Below are 18967 nucleotides of genomic sequence, written 5' to 3' on the forward strand. Positions count from 1 at the left end.
GCCAGCCGGGAAACCCCGCAAGGCCACTAACCACTCTGGGAGGACACCAAATGAAACACCTGACCACCGCCGCCGTTCTGGCGCTTGGCACATTCCTGTCGCCACTGGCCGCTCAGGCCGCCGATGTGCAGCTGGCCCTGTCAAGCTGGCTGCCGCCGCGCCATCCGATTGTCGTTAACGCGATCAAGCCATGGGCGAAAGAGATTGAAAAGGTCACCGAGGGCCGCGTTTCGGTGCGGGTGCTGGGCAAACCTCTGGGCAGCCCGCCGGCGCATTTCGACATGGCCCGTGATGGCATCGCCGACATCACCTATGGTCTGCACAGCTTTACCCAGGATGATCGTTTCGCCGGGAGCGAGCTTGGCCAGTTTTCGTTTCTGGGCGATGACGCCGTGGAAAGCTCCAAGGCGTTCTGGACGGTCTACACCGAAGATCTGAACGCCCGCGCCGAACACGAAGGCACACATTTGCTGGGCCTGTTCATGCATGGCCCGGGTCTGTTTCACAACAACCAGCGCAAGATTGAAACGCCCGCCGATTTCGAGGGCCTTAAAATCCGCGTGCCCGGTGGCTATGTGGCCGATCTGATGGGTGATCTGGGTGCAACGCCGTTGTTCATGTCCTCGCCTGAGGTTTATGAAAAACTTTCGCGCGGGGTTATCGACGGCGTGGCCTTTACCTATGAGGCGCTGACGGCGTTCAAACTGACCGACTATATCAAATATTCGATGACGGTGCCCGGCGGCATGTACAACACCACATGGTTTCTGGTGATGGACGAGGACAAGTGGGACGAAATCTCGCCCGAGGATCAGGCGGCGATCGACGCCATTTCCGGCCTGGCCTTTGCCGAACGTGTGGGCGCCGCCTGGAACGAGGCCGACCGCGTGGCGACCGGCGAAATCGAAGAGGCGGGGATCGAGCTTTACGCAGCGCCCGCGCCGGTTGTCGATGCGATCCGCACCGCCGCAACCAAATACGAAGACGCATGGGCCGCCTCCCTGCCCGAAGGCGAGGACGGCGCCGCCGCACTGGCCCGTTTGCGGAAAATGACCGGCGTTGGTGACGCGGCAAAATGATTGCACAGCGTCTGGAAAGTGTTCTCAAGGGGCTGGCAGCAATATTGCTGCTGGCCCTGATGGGTGTGACCGGGGTGGATGTCGTGGGGCGCTATCTGTTCAACGCGCCGCTGTCAGGGGCGTTTGAACTGACCGAGCTTTTGCTGGGGGCGCTGGTGTTTGTTGCCCTGCCGCTGGTCAGCCGCGCCGGCGCCCATGTGGAGGTTGACCTGCTGGTCGATCTTCTGCCAGGTCCGGTTAACCGGGTGCTGGGCGTGTTTGCCGGGCTGGTTTCGGCGGCTGTGCTTGGCTTTTTCGCCTGGCGGCTGGTTATTCTGGGCATCGGACAGTTCAGCGACGGGTCACGCTCGGTTTCGCTTGGGGTGCCGTTGGGGCCGTTTGCGTTTCTGGGTGCGCTGGCCTGTGTGGTTGCGGCGGTGTTCGGTTTGATGCGGGGGTTGCGCAATGATTGAATCTTTGGTCGCTGTGATCATCCTGCTGGTGCTGGTGTTTGCCCGGGTGCCCATTGCCTTTGCCATGGCCATGGTTGGCGGGCTTGGGTTTGCCTGGTTGCGCGGTCTTGAACCGGCGGGCGCCATGGTGGGCGCGGCAGTGTTTGAAACCGGCTTTTCCTATTCCCTTTCGGTGGTGCCGCTGTTCATTTTCATGGGCAATATCCTTGCCAATTCCGGCATTGCCCACGGGCTGTTTGCCGGGGCGGACCGGCTGTTCGGGCGGATGCGCGGCGGGCTGGCGTTGGCGACTGTCCTGTCCTGCGGTGGCTTTTCCGCGGTTTCCGGGTCGTCCCTGGCCACGGCGGCGACCATGTCGCGCGTGGCCATGCCGCCCATGCGCCGGTTCGGGTATTCCGACAGCCTTGCTGCCGGGTCCATCGCGGCGGGCGGGACGCTGGGCATTCTGATTCCGCCGTCGATCATCATGATCATCTATGGCCTGCTGACCGAAAGCGACATCGGCAAGCTGTTCATCGCGGGGCTGATCCCCGGTGCCATCGGCGTGGTGTTTTACCTGATCGCGGTGATGATCGCCGTGCGCATCAACCCCGACCTGGCCCCGCCCGTGACCGACCCCGAACCGATGTCGCGCCGCGACACGATGGGGGTGTTCGGCACGCTGGGCCTGTTTGCCTTTATCATGATCGGCATCTATGGCGGCTTTTTTACCCGATCGAGGCGGCGGGCATGGGGGCGATTTTTTCGCTGCTTCTTGCCCTCGCCATGCGCAGCCTTGGGCGTGAAGGGTTCAGCACGGCCTGCCGCGATACGGTGGTGTCTTCGGCCATGATCTTTGCCATCATCATTGGCGCTGAAATCTTTTCCGCCTTCGTCAACTTTGCCGGGCTTCCCGATGGGTTGGTGGATCTGATCTATGAGTTCGACATCAGCCCCTGGGCGGTGATCGGCCTGATGGTGATGATCTATCTTGTCATGGGCTGCGTTTTTGAAAGCCTGTCGATGATCCTGCTGACGGTGCCGGTGTTTTACCCCATCGTGGCCCAGCTTGATTTTGGCGCCGGCCCGCTGGCCGACCCGGAAAACATTCTGATCTGGTTTGCGGTGGTCGTTGTGGTGGTTACGGAAATCAGCCTGATCACGCCGCCTGTGGGGATGAATGTGTTCGTTCTGCGCGCCACGTTGCCGGATATTCCCCTGCGCACGATCTTTCGCGGGATCATCCCGTTCTGGATTGCGGATATTGCGCGGCTGGCGCTGTTGGTCCTGGTGCCGGCGCTATCGCTCTGGCTGCTGTAATGGCGGCATGTGCAAGGAAAGGATCGCGATGAACCACGACAAAGCTGCTGCTGTGCTTGCGCCGACCGGGCGGTCGTTGCCGATTGCCCTGCTGCGGGCGCGCGAACGTATTCTTGTGCCGATCCGGCGTATGCTGGCCGAGGCAGGGGTGAGCGAACCGCAATGGCGCATTCTCAGGGTGCTGGACGAGGAAGGCCCGATGTCGGGACAGGAACTGGCCGCGGCGGCGTGCCTGCAACCGGCGTCGGTGTCGCGGCTTTTGCAGACCATGGTTCAGAAGGAACAGATCGCGCGGGTGCAGGACATGACCAACCGGCGGCGGCAGATCGTGTCGATCTGCCCCGCCGGATCGCGGGTTCTGAAAGAATACGGCGCGGTCAGCCGCAGCATCACCGACCGGATCGAGGCGCAGTTCGGACAGGACAAATACCGCCAGCTTCTGGCGCTGCTTGACGAATTCAACGGAATCGAAACCGGGCCCGAGGATCTGGCGCCATAGGTGTCGGCGCTTTGCATCTGATCACGCCTGAACAGCACGCGGACCCTCGACAGTGAACCCGAGAACCCCGTACGAAGGGAGGGTGCAGTAAGAGGGTTCAGCAAGTGCCGGATTATGTGTCGCCATTGGTATTGTTCCGCAACCAGACGTTTCGCACGCTTTGGGTTGCGGCGCTGGCATCGAATTTCGGGGGTTTGGTTCAGGCGGTGGGCGCGGCGTGGTTGATGACATCGCTGTCGGATTCCCAGAATATGGTCGCGCTTGTGCAGGGGTCTGTCACGCTGCCGATCATGATATTTTCGCTGTTGGCGGGGGTGTTTGCCGATAATTTTGACCGGCGGCGCGTCATGCTGATCGCGCAGGGGTTCATGTTCGGGGTGTCGGTTGTTCTGACCTTCATGGCCTTTGAGGGGTGGCTGTCGCCCTGGTCCCTTTTGGGGTTCACGTTTCTGATCGGCTGCGGAACCGCGCTTCATAATCCGTCATGGCAGGCGACCATGGGCGATATTGTTTCGCGCGGGGAATTGCCATCGGCGGTGTCGCTGAACAGCATGGGGTTCAACCTGATGCGCAGCATCGGCCCGGCGGCAGGGGGGCGATCGTGGCCATCGCGGGGGCGGCGGCGGCCTTTGCGGTGAATGCGCTTAGCTATATCGCGATCATTCTGGCCTTGTTGCGATGGCAGGCCCCGGCGCGCGACACCCACCTTCCCCGCGAACCCATGGGCAGCGCCTTTGGCGCCGGGCTGCGCTATGTTGCCATGTCCCCAAACCTGATGCGGGTGATCCTGCGCGGGTTCTGGTTCGGGCTTTCGGCGGTGGCGCTTTTGGCGCTGTTGCCTGTTGTCGTGCGCGAAACCCTGCATTCCACGGCGTTCGTCTATGGCGTGTTGCTGGGGTGTTTCGGGATGGGCGCCGTGAGCGGGGCCTTGATGAATGCCCGGCTGCGGGTGCGGTTCCGCAATGAATTCATCGCCCGCGCCGCATTCGTTGGATATGGGGTAAGCTGTGGCATTCTGGCGCTTGGGGGGCATGTGATCATCGCGGCTGTCGCCCTGATGTTGACGGGCGCGTGCTGGGTGTTGGCCATGTCGATGTTCAATGTCACGATCCAGCTTTCGACTCCGCGCTGGGTCGTTGGCCGGGTTATCGCGCTGTATCAGACCGGAACATTCGGGGGGATGGCCCTGGGCAGTCTGATCTGGGGTGTTACGGCCGATCATTTCGGGTCGGGAACGGCCCTGTCGGGCGCGGCGTGCCTGCTGTTGATCGGCGCGCTGATCGGGCTTCGGTTGCCCCTGCCTGAATTCGGCGGGCTGAACCTTGACCCGCTGAACCAGTTCAAGGAACCAACCACGCGGTTCGATCTGAGTTACCGCAGCGGCCCGGTGATGGTGATGGTGGATTATGAAATCGCCCAATCCGACGTGTCTGAATTTCTGGCATTGATGGCGCAGCGGCGCCGGATGCGCATTCGGGACGGCGCACAGCAATGGGCGCTGTTGCGCGACCTGCATCAGCCCGGCCATTGGAGCGAAAGTTACCATGTCCCCACATGGGGCGAATATGTGCGCCACAACGAACGGCGTTTGCAGGCGGATGGCGAGACGGCCAACCGCCTCAGGCAGTTGCATCGCGGACAGGGGAATCCGGTCGTCCACCGGATGATTGAACGTCAGGCCGTGCCGCTGCGGGACGATATGTTGCAAAAGGACGCATGATCGCGAACGGGGGCGGCGCCAGAAACCCAAATCTGCACGGATGGTCAGAGGTGCTGAAAACGGTGCCGGTCCAGCAGCCCGGTCAGCATGTCCTTGGCGGCGATGCGATGGGCGCGGTGGATACGTTCGGCGCTGATGGCATCGCCCTTGCGGATCGCATCCAGAACGCCGCGGTGGTCAGCGTTGGATTTTGATGGCATGGGCCGCATATAAAGCGTCACCATCCGGGCGCGGCGCACCTGATCGGCCATCATGCCCACGATGGAAATGATCCGGGAATTGCCGCCAAGACGGACCAGTTCCGTGTGAAACCGGTCATCCGCCTGTGCCCATGCCTCGCGGTTATCGGTCGCAAGCGCCTTGTCCATGTCCAGGATGGTTTGCGCCAGAGGGTTCAGCGCCTCGGGGGTGCCCGGCCTGCGCGGCGTTTGCGGCGGCCAGGCTTTCAAGTTCGGTCAGCACATCATAAATTTCGCGCATGTCAGCGGCGGAAACCGGCAGAATACGCACCCCCTTGCGCGGTCGCACCTCAAGCAATCCCTGCGCCGCAAGGATCAGCACCGCCTCGCGCACCGGCGTGCGCGACATGCCCAACCGCAGCGCCAGCTCACTTTCCAGATGGTCCGACCCGGCGGCCAAACTTCCGTCAAAGATCAGCGCGCGCAACCGGTCCACGGCGCTGGCGGCGTTTGATATGGGCTTGTCGACGGATTCAGGCATCACAACTCCAGTTTGCGCCCCTCATGGGCCGAACGATAGACGGCGTTTTCAATCTCGATGACCCGCAGATAATCGCGCGCCTGATTTTCCAGTGCCGTTCCGTGCAACAGCGCAGAGACCACATGGTTTTGCAAGGCACGGGTACAATCGCCGCCAAAACCATCATGGCGGTCCGCCGCCAAAACCTCAACGCGGTCGGTGCTGCCAAAGGGGCGCATCCAGACAGAGCCGTCGCCCCACAGATCAAGCGCGCCGCCGGTGCCTTCAAACAGCGCCTCGCCCATGGTGCGGCGGGTGTTGTCGGCGGCGTGATCAAGGCTGCGGTTCGCGTCAAACAGGGTGCGCACGCCAGCCGGGTGATCAAAGGTGACAAAGCCCGCATCCTCGCCCGCAATCGCGGGATTGACGCGGCGCAGATCGGCATAGACATGGGTGGGATCACCGAACAGATAGCGAAACGTGTCGATCCAGTGAACCCCGGTTTCATGAACCAGAAACCGTTTCATCTGTTGAAAATAGGGCTGGCGATCAAGATAGGCGCGCGGCCCCTGCCCATCGCCCGGACGCAGCCGGAACGTCGCCTGAAGCGGTGTGCCGATCTGCCCGGCCTCCAGCGCCGCCCTGATCGCGCGATACCACGGTTGAAACCGGAAATTCTCATGCACGATCAGCGGGATGCCTGCGGTGTCTGCAAGATCGGCCATTTCACGTGCCTCGGTCAGCGAGGTGCAGAAGGGTTTCTGGCAGATGATCGCCCGCACCCCCGCGTTCAGCCCCTTGCGAATGGCCGCTGCATGGCCCTGAGGGGGCAGTATGACATCCAGAATGTCAGGGGCGGTGCCAAGAAGCGCGTCAAGATCGCCAAAGGCGGGCGCACCCGTTGCCTTGGCCTTGGCCAGTGACGTATCGCCGACCCCGACAAGGGAAACGCCGTCAATCCGCCGCCAGCCATCCAGATGAAACTGGCTGAAATAACCCGCCCCCAGACAGGCAACGCGCAGGCTCATGCCTGCAAAGCCTTTTCGATCGCCTGAGCGGCCTCAAGCGTGCCGACGGTTCCGCCAATATCAGCGGTCAGCATTTTTCCCTCGGCCACGACGCGCTCAACCGCTGTGCGCAATCTGGCACCGTCCCGCACAAGGCCCGGCACCTCGTGGCGCAAGCCCAGCCAATCCAGCATCATCGCCGCTGACAGGATCATCGCCATCGGATTGGCGCGCCCCTGTCCCGCAATATCGGGGGCCGAGCCGTGACAGGGCTGGAACACCGCATGATCCAGACCGATATCCGCCGATGGGGCCAGGCCCAGCCCCCCATCAGCCCGGCGCCAAGATCGGACAGGATGTCGCCAAACATGTTTTCCGTTACCAGCACGTCAAAATCCCAAGGTTTTTGCACCATCCACAGGGCTGTCGCATCAACATAGGCATGATCCGCGCGCAGATCGGGGTGCGCTTTTGCCTCAGCATCAAAGATGCTGCGGAAAAAGGCAAAGGCGCGGAACACGTTCGCCTTGTCCACACAGGTCACGCGGCCTGTGCCAACCCCTTGCGCCTTGCGGTCATGGGCCAGTTGAAAGGCAAAGCGGAACAGTTTTTCCGAAACGTCGCGGGTGATGCGCAGGGTTTCGCGGGCTTCGTCCTGTGACACCTCGCCCTGACCCTGACTGAAAAACAACCCTTCCGTGCTTTCCCGCACCAGAACGAAATCCACCGCGCGCCCTTCGGGCAGGTTCAGGGGGTGCGTTGCCCCGGTGCGATTCGGACAGGGCGCACCCCGGCGAACAGATTCAGGATCTTGCGCAATTCGATCTGCGGCGAAATTTCCGTTCCATCAGGATAGCGCACATCGGGCAGCCCCATGGCCGAAAGCAGGATCGCATCGGCCCTGCGCGCCACGTCCAGCGAGGCGGCGGGCAGGCTTTCACCACTTTGCGCATAATGGGCGGCGCCGGCAGGGACCACGTTGAAGTCAAAGGCATAGTCATCGGCATCTTCCGCCAAAGCGGTCAGAATGGCAGTGGTGGGGGCCATGATCTCAGGGCCGATGCCATCCCCTTCGAAAACCGCGATATTAAAAGTCCGCATTGCTATCCTACCTGTTCTCGGCTGGCATCCCTGGGATGGGGAAACCGGGCCGTATTGTATCTGTGAGTTGACAATGCATTTATTAATGCATACGCAAGAAAATGCAATAGCCAACACAATCCGATGGGAGGATAAGATGAGAACAAGATTTGCACAGCTTGCCGCTGTTGCCGCACTTGCCACAGGTTTGGCCGGTGCGGCCCATGCGCAGGATTATCCGTTTCGCGACATCACCGATGTCGTTGTCTGGGGCGCCGGTGGCGGCACCGACAGTATCAACCGGATGATCATGGCCGAGATGGAAAAACATCTGCCGGTGTCGATCAACGTCACCAATCAGACCGGCGGCGTTGCCGGATCGAACGGCATGGTATTCGTGATGAACCAGCCGGATGACGGTTACACCCTTGCCGGTATTTCCGAATCCAACGTGACGGCGGCGGTTCAGGGCGGCTGGGACAAGAAATTTGATTTCTGGTATCCGTTCATCATCGGCGGCTCTCCCGATCTGATCTCGGTTCCCGCTGACAGCCCCTATACCACCATGCAAGAGCTGGTGGATGCCGCCAAGGCCGCGCCCGGGTCCATTCCGGCGGCGGCGTCTGGCGCCGGGTCGATCCACCATCTCAACCTGCTGGCCATCGAAAAAGGCGCCGGTGCCGAGTTCAAATTCATCCCCTACGAAGGCTCTGCCGCAGGGCAAGAGGCCGCGATGGCGGGCGAAGTGGCGCTTGTGGTGACATCCCTTGCCGAACAGGCGCCGCTGATCGAAGGCGGCAAGCTGCGCCCGCTGGCGATGCTGACGCCCGACGAGGGCAAACTGGGCGACATGACGATTCCGTCGGCGTTCGGGATGTATGACGGGCTTGATGCCTATCTGCCGCTCAAGCAATCCATCGGTTTTGGCGTCGCCAATTCGGCCAGCGACGATGTAAAAGCCACGCTGACCAAGGCGTTCGACGCGGCCATGGCATCTGACACCGTGGCAGAATGGGCCGCCGCCAACCATTACGATATTGGCGGTCAGTCGGGCGCGGATGCCCAGGCGATTTTCGCTACATTGGAAAGCACCTTTGCCTATACCCTCAAGGATCTTGGCTCTACCAGCGTTGATCCGGAAAGCCTTGGCATCGAAAAGCCGTAAGGCCTTTTGGTAAATACATAAGCAACGGGGCGTGGTTCACGCCCCGTTTTTCGAAAAGTGAGGGGCGATATATGGACATTCACGGGCCGGACGAGGCGAGCGACGACACCACGCTGTTGCGCGCGCGTGATTTCTGGGCGGCGCTGGTTCTGATCTGCTGCGCGGTGTTCTTTCTGTGGCGCACCAGTTTCATTCCGTTTCTGGGCGAAAACCGCGCCGGGGTCAGTGGGGCGGATTGGTATAATTCCGCCGCGATCGTCCCCTTTGGTGTTTGGGTGGCGATGCTGGCCCTTGGTTTTGTTCTGTTGACCATCGCGATCCGCGAAGGCGGGGCAAAACGCGCGTTTTCGGCTGTCGGCATCGGCTGGGACCGGCACGAGGCGCTGCGCATCGCCAGTATCGCCGTCATCATGGTGTTTTACATCTTCGCCCTTGTCCCGCGCGTTGATTTCATTCTGGCAAGCGGGCTGACCATCACGGCGTTCATCTATGGGTTTCATGCCGGTAAACCGGGGCGGATGATGCTGGTTGCCGGGGCGGTTGCCCTGCCGGGGCTTTACGCCCTGATTGCCCATCTGCCGCAATCGGAATGGAACAAACCCCATGACGATGATTGGGTCACTCTGGCTGTCTGGCTGGCGTTGACGGTCTGGATGCTGGTGCAGGATCGCGGCCGCATCGCCCGCGCGACCCCGTGGATCGCGCTTCTTACCCCGCTTATTCTGGTCTGTGCCATGGCGTTCGGGTTTCGCCAGAACATTCCGAACCGGGGCGGGCTGCTGTTTGCGCAGATCGAATACCAGTATTACGTCAACCTTCGCCCGATCTGGAGCCGCTGATGCATTTCTTCCTTACCCAGATCGAAGGCTTCGGATCTGCCTTCGTGGGCCTTGTCGCTGATCCAATCACCTATCCCTATATCATCATTTCTGTCTTTCTTGGCATTGTGTTCGGCGCGCTGCCCGGCCTGACGGCAACCCTTGCGGTAACGATCCTGACCGGTTTTTTCGGCAACAAGATTCCGTTGGATTACGCGCTGATCGCCCTTCTTGGCGCCTATGTCGGGGCGATTTATGGCGGCTCTTACCCGTCGATCCTGTTGAACATCCCCGGCACGGCGGCAAGTGCGGCAACCGCGATGGATGGCTATCCCCTTGCCAAAAAAGGGCGCGGCGCCGAGGCGTTGGGCCTGACCACCACGGCCAGCTTTATCGGCACGTTGATCGGCACGGCGGCGCTTTTGGTGTTTGTCTGGCTTTTGCTGATGATTTCGCAATCCATCGCCAGCCCGGAAAAGGCGCTTTTGGCGCTGTTCGGAATTCTGTTGTCCGGGACGCTGATGTCCGAGGATCTTGTGGTCAAGGGTTGGATTGCGGGGCTGGCGGGGCTGGCCATGGCGATGGTCGGGCTTGACCCGCTGTTGAGCGAGCCGCGCTATACCTTTGGCTGGTCCTATCTGTTTTCGGGGTTTCAGGTGGTGCCGGTTCTGATGGGTGCCTTTGCGGTGCCGCAAATCATTGACGGGCTGCGCCACACAAAAACGGCCCATGTCATCGCCCTGACCGGGCGCATCCTGCCCAATGCCCGCGCCATGCGCCGCCATATGCCAACCATCGCCCGGTCCGGCGTGATCGGCACAGGCGTTGGCGCCTTGCCCGGGGTGGGCGAGGACGTTGCAGGCTGGGTCAGCTATGGCGTTGGAAAATCGGTCAGCCACGATGGCAAGAACTTTGGCAAAGGCTCTATCGAAGGGTTGCTGTGTTCGGAAACCGCCAACAACGCCTGTATCGGCGGGGCCTTGATTCCGCTTCTGGTGTTGGGGATTCCCGGCTCTCCGCCTGCTGCGGCATTGATGGGGGCGTTCAAGATCAACAATATCATTCCGGGGCCGACCATTGACCCCGAAATCATCCTGCGGGTCTGTGCGATCATGGTTCTGGCGTCGTTCACCATGTTCATCATGGGCCTGTTCACCGCCCGGATTTTCATTCAGATCTTGCGCCTGCCCCAGACGATCTTTCTGCCCGTGGTGATGATCCTGACCACCATCGGCAGTTTCAGTGTCGGCGGCGGCATCAACGATCTTTACCTGATGTTGGGGGTTGGCGCGCTGGCCTATTTCATGAACCTGATGAAATATCCCATTGCGCCGCTGGTGATCGGGGTCATTCTTGGCGGGCTGTTTGACGAAACCTTCCGCCGCTCGCTTTTGCTGAGCGATGGTGATTTGTCGGGGTTTGTCAGCCGCCCGACGGCGGCGATCCTGCTGGCGCTGAACGTGGCGCTTATTGCCGGGCAACTGCCGATCGTGCGCCGCGCCTTTGCCCGCTTGAGGAGGAATTGATGATTGCAGTTTGTGTAACCTTCCGGGTGCATCCCGGGGTGATGGGTGATTTCATGGCGCTGATGCGTGCCAATGCGGCAACGTCATTGACCGAGGAACCGGGGTGCCACCGTTTCGATGTGCTGAGCGATGAGAAACGGCCCGATGAGGTGTTTCTGTATGAACTTTACACCGATCAGGCGGCGTTTGATGCCCACTGCGCCAGCGCACATTTTCAGGGCTTCAGCACCGCCACCGCAGCGATGATCGCGGAAAAAGAGGTGACAACCTGGGGGCAGGTCGCACCATGAGCGATTGGGAGGTTCACGCCGTCAAATATGCCGACCGCAACGCAAGGGTGCGCGGTGACAGCTTTTTGTTCGATGAAAACCATGATGTCGCGCATCCGATGGATTATTTTATTTGGGTGTTGCGGCGCGGCGATGCGGTGATCCTTGTCGATACCGGATATGACAGCACCGAAGCGCGGGTGCGCGGCCGCCCCATTCAGCTTGACCCGCGCAGGGCGCTGGCGCCTCTGGGGATCGCGCCCGAGGCTGTGGAGACCGTCATCGTCACCCATCTGCACTATGACCACGCAGGCGGGTTGCATCTGTTCCCGCAGGCGACGCTGCATATGCAGGCGGCCGAAATGGCCTATGCCACCGGCCCCTGCATGTGCCACGACACCTTGCGTCTGCCGTTCAGCGGCCCGCATATCTGCGAGGCGGTCATGCGACTTTATTCCGGCAAGGTGATCTTTCACGATGGCGACGCCGAGATTGCCGAGGGCGTAAGTGTTCACCGCATCGGCGGGCACAGCCGGGGCTTGCAGGCGGTGCGGGTGCGCACCTCGGCGGGCTGGCTTGTTCTTGCCTCGGATGCGGCGCATTTTTACGAGAATGTCCAGCGTCGCAAACCCTTTCCCATCGTGGTTGATCTGCAAGACATGCTGGATGGTTTCGCCACCCTTGAACGCTTGGCAAGCCGCCCGGAATTGATTGTGCCCGGCCATGATCCGCTGGTGATGCAGAGGTTTGCCCGGGACAAGGCCGACCATATCGTGCGGCTGGATCATGGGCCAATCAACATGGGGGCGGCATGAAAATCGGGGTGATCGCAGATGATTTCACCGGCGCGTCTGATATCGCGTTGACCCTTGCCGAAGGCGGGATGCGGGTGGTGCAGTTTGTCGGTGTCCCGGAAGGGACCGCAGGTGATATTGATGCGGGGGTTGTCGCGCTCAAATCCCGCACCATCCCGGCAGGGGACGCGGTGCGTCAATCCCTTGCCGCCTGTGACTGGCTGTTGGCGCAGGGGGCCGAACAGATCGTGTTCAAGGTCTGTTCGACCTTCGATTCCACGCCCTCGGGCAATATCGGCGCGGTCACGGCGGCCCTGGCCGAGCGTCTTGGGGAAAGCTGCGTGATGGTCTGTCCGGCGTTTCCCGAAAATGGCCGCAGCGTGTTCATGGGGCATCTTTTTGTCGGTGATCGCCTGCTGAATGAAAGCGGCATGCAGGACCACCCCCTGACCCCCATGACCGACCCCGATCTGCGCCGGGTTCTGGGCGCACAAACCGATTGGCCGGTTGCCCATGTGCAGGCGTCGCATGTGGCGGAAGGGCCGGCGGCGATCCGCGCGGCCCTGCCCGACACAAGCGCCATGGTGATCGTCGATGCGATCAGCGATGATGATTTGCGCCGCATCGGCGCGGCGGCCCAGGGGCGGCGGTTGCTGACTGGCGGGTCAGGCATTGCCATCGGCCTGCCGCGCAATTTTGGCGCGCGGCCCGCGACCCCGGATTGGGCGGGGGTGACTGGCCCCGGTGTGGTGCTTTCGGGGTCTTGCAGCCGCGCGACCCGCGCACAGGTTGCCGCCTTTGCCGCCCGCGCCCCGCACCGTGAAATCACGGCAGAAGATGTCATGTCCGGCGCGGCAGACGTTGAAACGCTGGCCGGTTGGGTGCTGGCGCAAACCGACGCGCCCCTGCTTTACACCTCTGCCGATCCGCAAGTGGTGCGCGCGGCGCAGGATCGGTTTGGCCAAAACACCGTGGCCGAAGCGATTGAAACCCTGTTTGCCGGGCTTGCCCGCAAGCTTGTCGAACATGGCGTGGCGCGCATCGTTGTGGCGGGGGAAACCTCGGGCGCTGTGGTCGGCGGCCTTGGCGCGCAGGCGCTGCGGATTGGCCCAAAGCTTGCGGCGGGTGTTCCGGCGTTGCAGGTCGCGGGGCGTGATCTGGCACTGGCCTTGAAATCGGGCAATTTCGGTGGCCCCGATTTCTTTGCCACGGCCCTTGCCGCGCTGGGAAAACCGGCATGAGCGAACAGGCACAGGCGCGCGACGACATCGCCCGTTTCGCGAAATCCCTGTTTGATCGCGGGCTGACCTGTGGATCCTCGGGCAACATTTCCATGCGCCTGTCGGATGGGTCTTTGCTGATGACACCAACAGGGTCGTCCATGGGGTTTCTCGACCCGGCCCGCATCAGCCATCTGGCCAGCGATCTGCGATTGTTGGCGGGGGATGCCCCGACCAAGGAAATTCCGCTGCATACCGCATTTTATGACACGCGCCAGACCACCGGCGCGGTCGTTCACCTGCATTGCAGCCATGCCGTTGCCCTGTCGATGCTGCCCGACACGGACCCGGACAACGCCCTTCCGGCCCTGACGCCCTATGCCGTCATGCGGTTGGGCAAGGTGCGGCTGTTGCCGTTTTTCCTGCCCGGTGATGCCGGGATGGGCGCGGCGGTGCGCGGGCTTGCCGGGCGGCGCTCTGCTGTGCTTTTGGCCAATCATGGCCCGGTTGTTGCGGGAAAATCGCTTGAGGCGGCGGTTTACGCAATGGAAGAGCTGGAAGAAACCGCGAAACTTGCACTGTTGACGCGCGGTCTGGGGGCCATCGGCCTGTCTGCCCCCCAAGTCGGGCAAGTGGTAGAACGGTTTGACGTGGAATGGGATGATTGATCGGATCATCCCGCGCGCCCGGTCCGTCTTAACCGTCAATCAGCTTGCCACGCCGCCTGACCCTCTGCGATATATCCCCCAGAAGAATTCGTTCGACCGGGAGCAGACCATGCAATCCAAACCATCGATCCGCCGAACCCTCAGATCCATGGCCGCGAATGGGTGTGCATCGGCCCTTTTCGCCGGTTTCGCGATGACCGCGCCCTTTGCCGCATCCGCCGGAGAAATAACGGTTTTCGCCGCAGCAAGCATGAAAAACGCAATGGATGACATCGCCGCGACATGGGCCGGCGACACCGGCAACACCATCGCGGTTTCCCTTGCGGGAAGTTCAAGCCTCGCGCGGCAGATCCAGCAAGGCGCCCCGGCCGATATTTTCATTTCGGCCAATCCCGACTGGATGGATATTCTTGAATCCCAGGGGCTTGTCGCGCAAGGAACACGGTTTGACCTTTTGGGAAATTCCATCGTTCTGATTGCCCATGGCCCCGATGCGGCGCCGGTCGACATTGTGCCGGGGTTTGATCTTGCCGGGATGCTGGGCGACAACCGGCTTGCCATGGCATTGGTTGATGCCGTGCCCGCCGGCATATACGGCAAGGCGGCGCTGACCAGCCTGGGCATCTGGGCGGCGGTTGAACCGAAGGTGGCGCAGGCAGACAACGTGCGCGCGGCTTTGGCGTTTGTGTCTACCGGAGAGGCGCCGTATGGGATTGTTTACGCCACAGATGCCGTTGCCGATGACAACGTGACGGTTGTGGGCACCTTTCCAGAGGATACACATCCGCCCATCATCTATCCGGCGGCGGCCATGGCGGCGGGGGACAACCCGCTGTGCGCGGCCTTTCTGACGTTCCTGCACAGTGACGCGGCCAAGGCGGCGTTCGCGCGGCAGGGCTTTACGGTTCCGGGCGAATAGGGCGGTCTGTTGGCGTGGCTTGGCCCTCAGGAATGGCAGGCGGTGGCGCTGTCGCTTCGGGTTTCGCTTTGGGCGACGCTTGTTACCTTGCCGTTGGGGGTTTTCGTCGCCTATGCCCTGGCCCGTTGGCAGTTTCCGGGCAAACATCTGTTGAACGGGATCGTTCATCTGCCCCTGATCCTGCCGCCCGTCGCGACCGGCTATGTGCTGCTGCTGACGCTTGGCACACAGGGGCCGGTCGGCGGTCTGCTTCAGAATCTCGGAATCGTCTTTGCGTTTCGCTGGACGGGGGCGGTGGTGGCGGCTGGGGTCATGGCGTTTCCGCTGTTGGTGCGGGCGGTGCGCCTGTCGATCGAAGCGGTTGATCCAAAGCTGGAACAGGCGGCCTCGACGCTGGGGGCGTCGCCCCTTTGGGTGTTCGCCACGGTCACTTTGCCGCTGATCCTGCCCGGCATTATCGTCGGGGCGATCCTTGCCTTTGCCAAGGCCATGGGGGAATTCGGCGCAACGATCACCTTTGTGTCGAATATTCCGGGACAGACCCAGACCTTGCCGTCAGCGATCTATGCCTTTCTTCAGGTGCCCGGCGGAGAAAAATCGGCGATACGTCTGGTTATTGTCTCGGTCGTTGTTGCCATGGCCGCGCTGTTACTGTCCGAGCTTCTGGCCGTTCGGGTCGCGCGCTGGGTGCGTGGCGCATGAGCCTGTCGGTTTCCCTGCGCCATCGCTTTGCGGATTTTGATCTTGATGTGGCGTTTGATGCCCCTACGGGCGTGACGGCCCTTTTCGGCCAGTCGGGATCTGGCAAAACGACGGTGGTACAGGCCGTGGCGGGGCTGTTGCGCCCCGATGCGGGCCACGTCAGCGTAAAGGGGCAGGTTCTGTTTGACAGTTCGGCCAAACGCTGGCTGCCGCCACACAGGCGGCGGGTTGGCTATGTGTTTCAGGAAGGGCGGCTTTTTCCGCATCTGAGCGTGCGTCAAAACCTGCGCTATGGGCAGTGGTTCGGGGAACAGCGCCACAGCAACGCTGAATTTCAGCGCATCGTCGATATGCTTGGCATCGGGCCTTTGCTGTTGCGGCGCCCTGCCGCGCTGTCGGGGGGAAAAGCAACGTGTTGCCATCGGTCGCGCGTTGTTGTCGGCGCCTCGGCTTTTGCTCATGGACGAACCTTTGGCTGCTTTGGACGAGGCGCGAAAATCGGAAATCCTCCCGTATCTGGAGCGGCTGCGCGACGAGACCAAAATTCCCATTGTCTATGTCAGCCACATCGTGGCCGAAATTGCCCGCCTCGCCACGACGATCGTGGTGATAAAAGACGGTCGGGCGATCCGCACAGGCCCCGCAACCGAGGTGTTGGGCGACCCTTCGGTTTCCCCTGCGTTTGGGGTGCGCGGCGCCGGGGCGGTGCTGTCGGCCCGGGTTGTCGCCCATCACACCGACGGGCTTAGCCAGCTTGCGGTTGAGGCGGGGCAATTGCATTTGCCGCGCATCGCCTCGCCAGTGGGGGCGCGGATCAGGGTCAGGATCGCGGCCCAGGATGTTATTCTGGCCCTGAAAAAGCCCGAAGGCATCTCGGCGCTGAACATGCTTGAAGGTCGGGTTCGCGAGGTCCGAAAGGGAAACGGGCCGGGGGCCATGGTGGTTGTGGCGATCGGCGGTCAGACATTGCTGGCCCGGGTCACGCAACGATCATGTGACGCGCTGCGGCTGGCCCCCGGAACCGCCTGTTTTTCCATCATGAAATCGGTTGCCGTAGACCCTGACGATATCGGAACCCCCGGGTTGTGGGGCCTGCCGGAAAATCCGGTTCAGTAAAGCCCCTGAATTTCCAAGGGCAACTGACGCACCTCGCGTTCTTTCAGGACCGTTCTCGGGGGCTGTCTGACATCGGCCGCCTTGAGCCGGTCATAGCGGTTGGCCGCTGCCGCCGTCACATCCTCGCGGTTGCGCAGGATGGTGGGGCGCAGGAACACGAACAGCGTTCTTTGGGTGTTGCGCCCGTTGCGGGTTTTGAACAATTCGCCAACCAGTGGAATATCGCCCAGACCCGGCACCTTGGTGCTGCCGTTTATCCGGTCGTCGGTGATAAGCCCGCCCAACACGACGGTGCCGCGGTTGTCTGCCATGACGGTCGTGTTGATGACGCGGCGGTTGGTGACAAGATCGGCGGCGCCTTCCACGGTGGCATTTGTCAGGCTTGAAATCTCTTGTTCGATCGACAGTTGCACGACCCCGCCCGCCGTGATGCGTGGCACGACGTTCATGGTGATGCCGACATCGCGCCGTTCGATGGTTGTAAAGGGGGTGACGGTGTTGCCATCCGTTGCAAAGCTGCCGGTGCGGAAGGGAACGTTCTGACCCACGACAATGGTTGCCGGTTCGTTGTCAAGCGTGGTGACAGACGGGGTGGACAGCAACCGCGCGCTGTTGGATTGCGACAGCGCCTGAACCAGAACCCCGAAATCATTGGTGCCCAGCCCAAGGGTGCCGCCCGTGGACAGGGCCGAGCCGGCAGGCACACCGACAGCCGCCAGAACCGACCCCAGCGACACGCCCCCGCCATTGGAAAACGACGTGGCCGCGATGGCGCCATTCGGAATGTTCGGCCCCATGCCAAGCTGCACGCCAAGGCGTTCTGCAACCTCGCCCGACACCTCGACAATGGCGGCTTCGATCATCACCTGTGGGCGGCGCACGTCGAGGGCGTGAACCAATTGCCCGATTTCCTGCACCTGTGCGGCGGTGCCGCGCACAATGATCGAATTGGTGGCAACGGATGCGGTAATCGTTACGGCGTCCGGCTCTGTCGCCTGATCGAGGGCGACAAACCGGCCTTCGGGGGTTTCCTCGGCGGGGGGCGGCGCCGACATCGGCGGCAACGGCGTTGGTGATGTTTGTGGCATCGCCAACAGTGCCCTTGAGGATCTCGGCGATAATGGCGGCATCCCCGAACTGAAGGTTGAAAACCGTGGTGCCCACTGCGGCGCGCGGATCGCGCCGGGGGGCAACATCCATGGCAATGGCAAGGCTGCGGATTTCGGCGATGTCCTTTTGAGTGCCGCGCACCAGCAAAAGGTTCGATCCGGGATCAACCGACAGCCGCGCGCCGGTCCCTGCCGGGCCAAGCACTTCGAGAATTGCATTTCCCACGGCGGCGGCGTCGGCGCTGCGAAACCGCAAAACCTCGGATGTGACCTGTGTGTCGCCGTCAAAGCTGCGCGCGATGGCGACGATCCGGTCAACATTCGCGCGGGTATCGGTGATGACCACGCCGTTGGGGTCTTCCACCGCTTCGATATAGCCCGCATCGGCGATCAGCGGGCGCAGAACGCGCACCGCCTCGGCCGAGGGCAGGCGATTGAGGCGCAGCATCTTGGTCATGAAATCCTGACTGCCAGAGTCTTCCTTTTCCGTGGACAAGGTGCCGCTGACCGTGCGCGCCTCGCCCTCGGGGACAACCTGCCATATGGTTCCGGCCTGCACAGCGACAAAGCCCCGGACCCGCAGAATGGATTGGAACAGCGACCAGACGCCATCCTTGTCCAGCGCCTCTGCCGAAACGACGGTCACGTCGCCGGTCAGCCCCGGATCAAGCACCAGAGTGCGGCCAGTGATTTCGGAAATCTGTTCGACCAGCGCCGAAATGTCGGCTTTGCGCAGATTGATCACAAAGGTTTCCTGCGCCCGCGCCGGGGCAGGCAGCAGCAGATGCAGCACAAGAAGCGCGGCGCAGATGTGGCGGAAAAACAT

16 protein-coding genes and 6 pseudogenes are annotated in these 18967 nt (G+C 61.9%); 15 read left to right on the top strand and 7 right to left on the bottom strand.

Going from position 1 to position 18967, the window contains the following annotated elements:
* The first annotated feature begins 50 nt into the window (after window positions 1-50).
* The 5 genes and pseudogenes from AC0L7P_RS19890 (at window position 51) to AC0L7P_RS19910 (ending at window position 5049) form a co-directional block, all read left to right on the top strand.
* On the top strand, window positions 51-1079 hold the full coding sequence (locus AC0L7P_RS19890; protein WP_473435871.1) for a TRAP transporter substrate-binding protein: 1029 nt from the start codon (window positions 51-53) through the stop codon (window positions 1077-1079).
* Window positions 1076-1531 (top strand): TRAP transporter small permease, encoded by a 456-nt coding sequence (locus AC0L7P_RS19895; RefSeq protein ID WP_473435872.1) that lies wholly within the window; start codon window positions 1076-1078, stop codon window positions 1529-1531. The genes AC0L7P_RS19890 and AC0L7P_RS19895 overlap by 4 nt, the downstream gene beginning before the upstream one ends.
* Window positions 1524-2830, top strand: a pseudogene (locus AC0L7P_RS19900) (TRAP transporter large permease). Before AC0L7P_RS19895 ends, AC0L7P_RS19900 begins: the two are co-directional and overlap by 8 nt.
* Window positions 2831-2858: 28 nt before the next feature.
* Window positions 2859-3329, top strand: a complete 471-nt coding sequence (locus tag AC0L7P_RS19905) for a MarR family transcriptional regulator (protein WP_473435873.1) — start codon at window positions 2859-2861, stop codon at window positions 3327-3329.
* A 104-nt stretch (window positions 3330-3433) separates the two neighbouring features.
* A pseudogene (locus tag AC0L7P_RS19910) lies at window positions 3434-5049 on the top strand (MFS transporter).
* A gap of 44 nt (window positions 5050-5093) precedes the next feature.
* Here the strand turns inward: AC0L7P_RS19910 and AC0L7P_RS19915 are convergent.
* From AC0L7P_RS19915 to AC0L7P_RS19930, 4 genes and pseudogenes are all read right to left on the bottom strand, one after another.
* Window positions 5094-5417 carry an FCD domain-containing protein gene (locus tag AC0L7P_RS19915; RefSeq protein WP_473435874.1) on the bottom strand — a complete coding sequence of 108 codons (324 nt, stop codon included), beginning with the start codon at window positions 5415-5417 and terminating at the stop codon, window positions 5094-5096.
* Window positions 5392-5769 (bottom strand): GntR family transcriptional regulator, encoded by a 378-nt coding sequence (locus AC0L7P_RS19920; RefSeq protein WP_473435875.1) that lies wholly within the window; start codon window positions 5767-5769, stop codon window positions 5392-5394. Before AC0L7P_RS19920 ends, AC0L7P_RS19915 begins: the two co-directional genes overlap by 26 nt.
* The gene (locus tag AC0L7P_RS19925) at window positions 5769-6776 is read right to left on the bottom strand and encodes a Gfo/Idh/MocA family protein (RefSeq protein ID WP_473435876.1); all 1008 of its coding nucleotides are present in this window, start codon (window positions 6774-6776) and stop codon (window positions 5769-5771) included. The genes AC0L7P_RS19920 and AC0L7P_RS19925 overlap by 1 nt, the downstream gene beginning before the upstream one ends.
* A pseudogene (locus AC0L7P_RS19930) lies at window positions 6773-7856 on the bottom strand (isocitrate/isopropylmalate dehydrogenase family protein). The gene AC0L7P_RS19925 and the pseudogene AC0L7P_RS19930 overlap by 4 nt, the downstream one beginning before the upstream one ends.
* Before the next feature lie 136 nt (window positions 7857-7992).
* Here AC0L7P_RS19930 and AC0L7P_RS19935 point away from each other — a divergent pair.
* The 10 genes and pseudogenes from AC0L7P_RS19935 to modC all read left to right on the top strand — a co-directional run bounded on the left by AC0L7P_RS19935 (window position 7993) and on the right by modC (window position 17032).
* Window positions 7993-9000, top strand: coding sequence for a Bug family tripartite tricarboxylate transporter substrate binding protein (locus AC0L7P_RS19935; RefSeq protein ID WP_473435877.1), 1008 nt, complete (start codon window positions 7993-7995; stop codon window positions 8998-9000).
* 71 nt (window positions 9001-9071) lie between these two features.
* Window positions 9072-9839 carry a hypothetical protein gene (locus tag AC0L7P_RS19940; protein ID WP_473435878.1) on the top strand — a complete coding sequence of 256 codons (768 nt, stop codon included), beginning with the start codon at window positions 9072-9074 and terminating at the stop codon, window positions 9837-9839.
* Complete coding sequence (locus tag AC0L7P_RS19945; protein ID WP_473435879.1) at window positions 9839-11344, top strand: tripartite tricarboxylate transporter permease; 1506 nt, start codon at window positions 9839-9841, stop codon at window positions 11342-11344. The genes AC0L7P_RS19940 and AC0L7P_RS19945 overlap by 1 nt, the downstream gene beginning before the upstream one ends.
* A complete protein-coding gene (locus tag AC0L7P_RS19950; protein WP_473435880.1) occupies window positions 11344-11634 on the top strand; it encodes a putative quinol monooxygenase in 291 nt (96 codons plus the stop codon). Before AC0L7P_RS19945 ends, AC0L7P_RS19950 begins: the two co-directional genes overlap by 1 nt.
* Window positions 11631-12428: an N-acyl homoserine lactonase family protein gene (locus AC0L7P_RS19955; protein WP_473435881.1), complete on the top strand. Its 798-nt coding sequence runs from the start codon at window positions 11631-11633 to the stop codon at window positions 12426-12428. Before AC0L7P_RS19950 ends, AC0L7P_RS19955 begins: the two co-directional genes overlap by 4 nt.
* A complete protein-coding gene (gene otnK, locus AC0L7P_RS19960) occupies window positions 12425-13648 on the top strand; it encodes a 3-oxo-tetronate kinase (RefSeq protein ID WP_473435882.1) in 1224 nt (407 codons plus the stop codon). The genes AC0L7P_RS19955 and otnK overlap by 4 nt, the downstream gene beginning before the upstream one ends.
* Entirely contained in the window at window positions 13645-14295 is a 651-nt protein-coding gene (gene otnC / locus AC0L7P_RS19965; RefSeq protein ID WP_473435883.1) for a 3-oxo-tetronate 4-phosphate decarboxylase, read from the top strand. Before otnK ends, otnC begins: the two co-directional genes overlap by 4 nt.
* Window positions 14296-14443: 148 nt before the next feature.
* Window positions 14444-15214, top strand: coding sequence for a molybdate ABC transporter substrate-binding protein (modA, locus tag AC0L7P_RS19970; RefSeq protein WP_473436225.1), 771 nt, complete (start codon window positions 14444-14446; stop codon window positions 15212-15214).
* A gap of 9 nt (window positions 15215-15223) precedes the next feature.
* A complete protein-coding gene (gene modB, locus AC0L7P_RS19975) occupies window positions 15224-15916 on the top strand; it encodes a molybdate ABC transporter permease subunit (RefSeq protein ID WP_473435884.1) in 693 nt (230 codons plus the stop codon).
* Window positions 15913-17032, top strand: a pseudogene (gene modC, locus AC0L7P_RS19980) (molybdenum ABC transporter ATP-binding protein). The gene modB and the pseudogene modC overlap by 4 nt, the downstream one beginning before the upstream one ends.
* Here modC and AC0L7P_RS19985 read toward each other — a convergent pair.
* The 3 genes and pseudogenes from AC0L7P_RS19985 to AC0L7P_RS19995 form a co-directional block, all read right to left on the bottom strand.
* A complete protein-coding gene (locus AC0L7P_RS19985) occupies window positions 17026-17769 on the bottom strand; it encodes a type II secretion system protein GspD (RefSeq protein ID WP_473436226.1) in 744 nt (247 codons plus the stop codon). The pseudogene modC and the gene AC0L7P_RS19985 sit on opposite strands and share 7 nt — an antisense overlap.
* Window positions 17770-17955: 186 nt before the next feature.
* A pseudogene (locus tag AC0L7P_RS19990) lies at window positions 17956-18360 on the bottom strand (hypothetical protein); the annotation flags it as partial.
* Window positions 18275-18967: pseudogene (locus AC0L7P_RS19995) on the bottom strand (secretin N-terminal domain-containing protein); the annotation flags it as partial. The pseudogenes AC0L7P_RS19990 and AC0L7P_RS19995, both read right to left, overlap by 86 nt.

This window comes from Oceaniglobus sp. K40-3 (assembly GCF_055808395.1).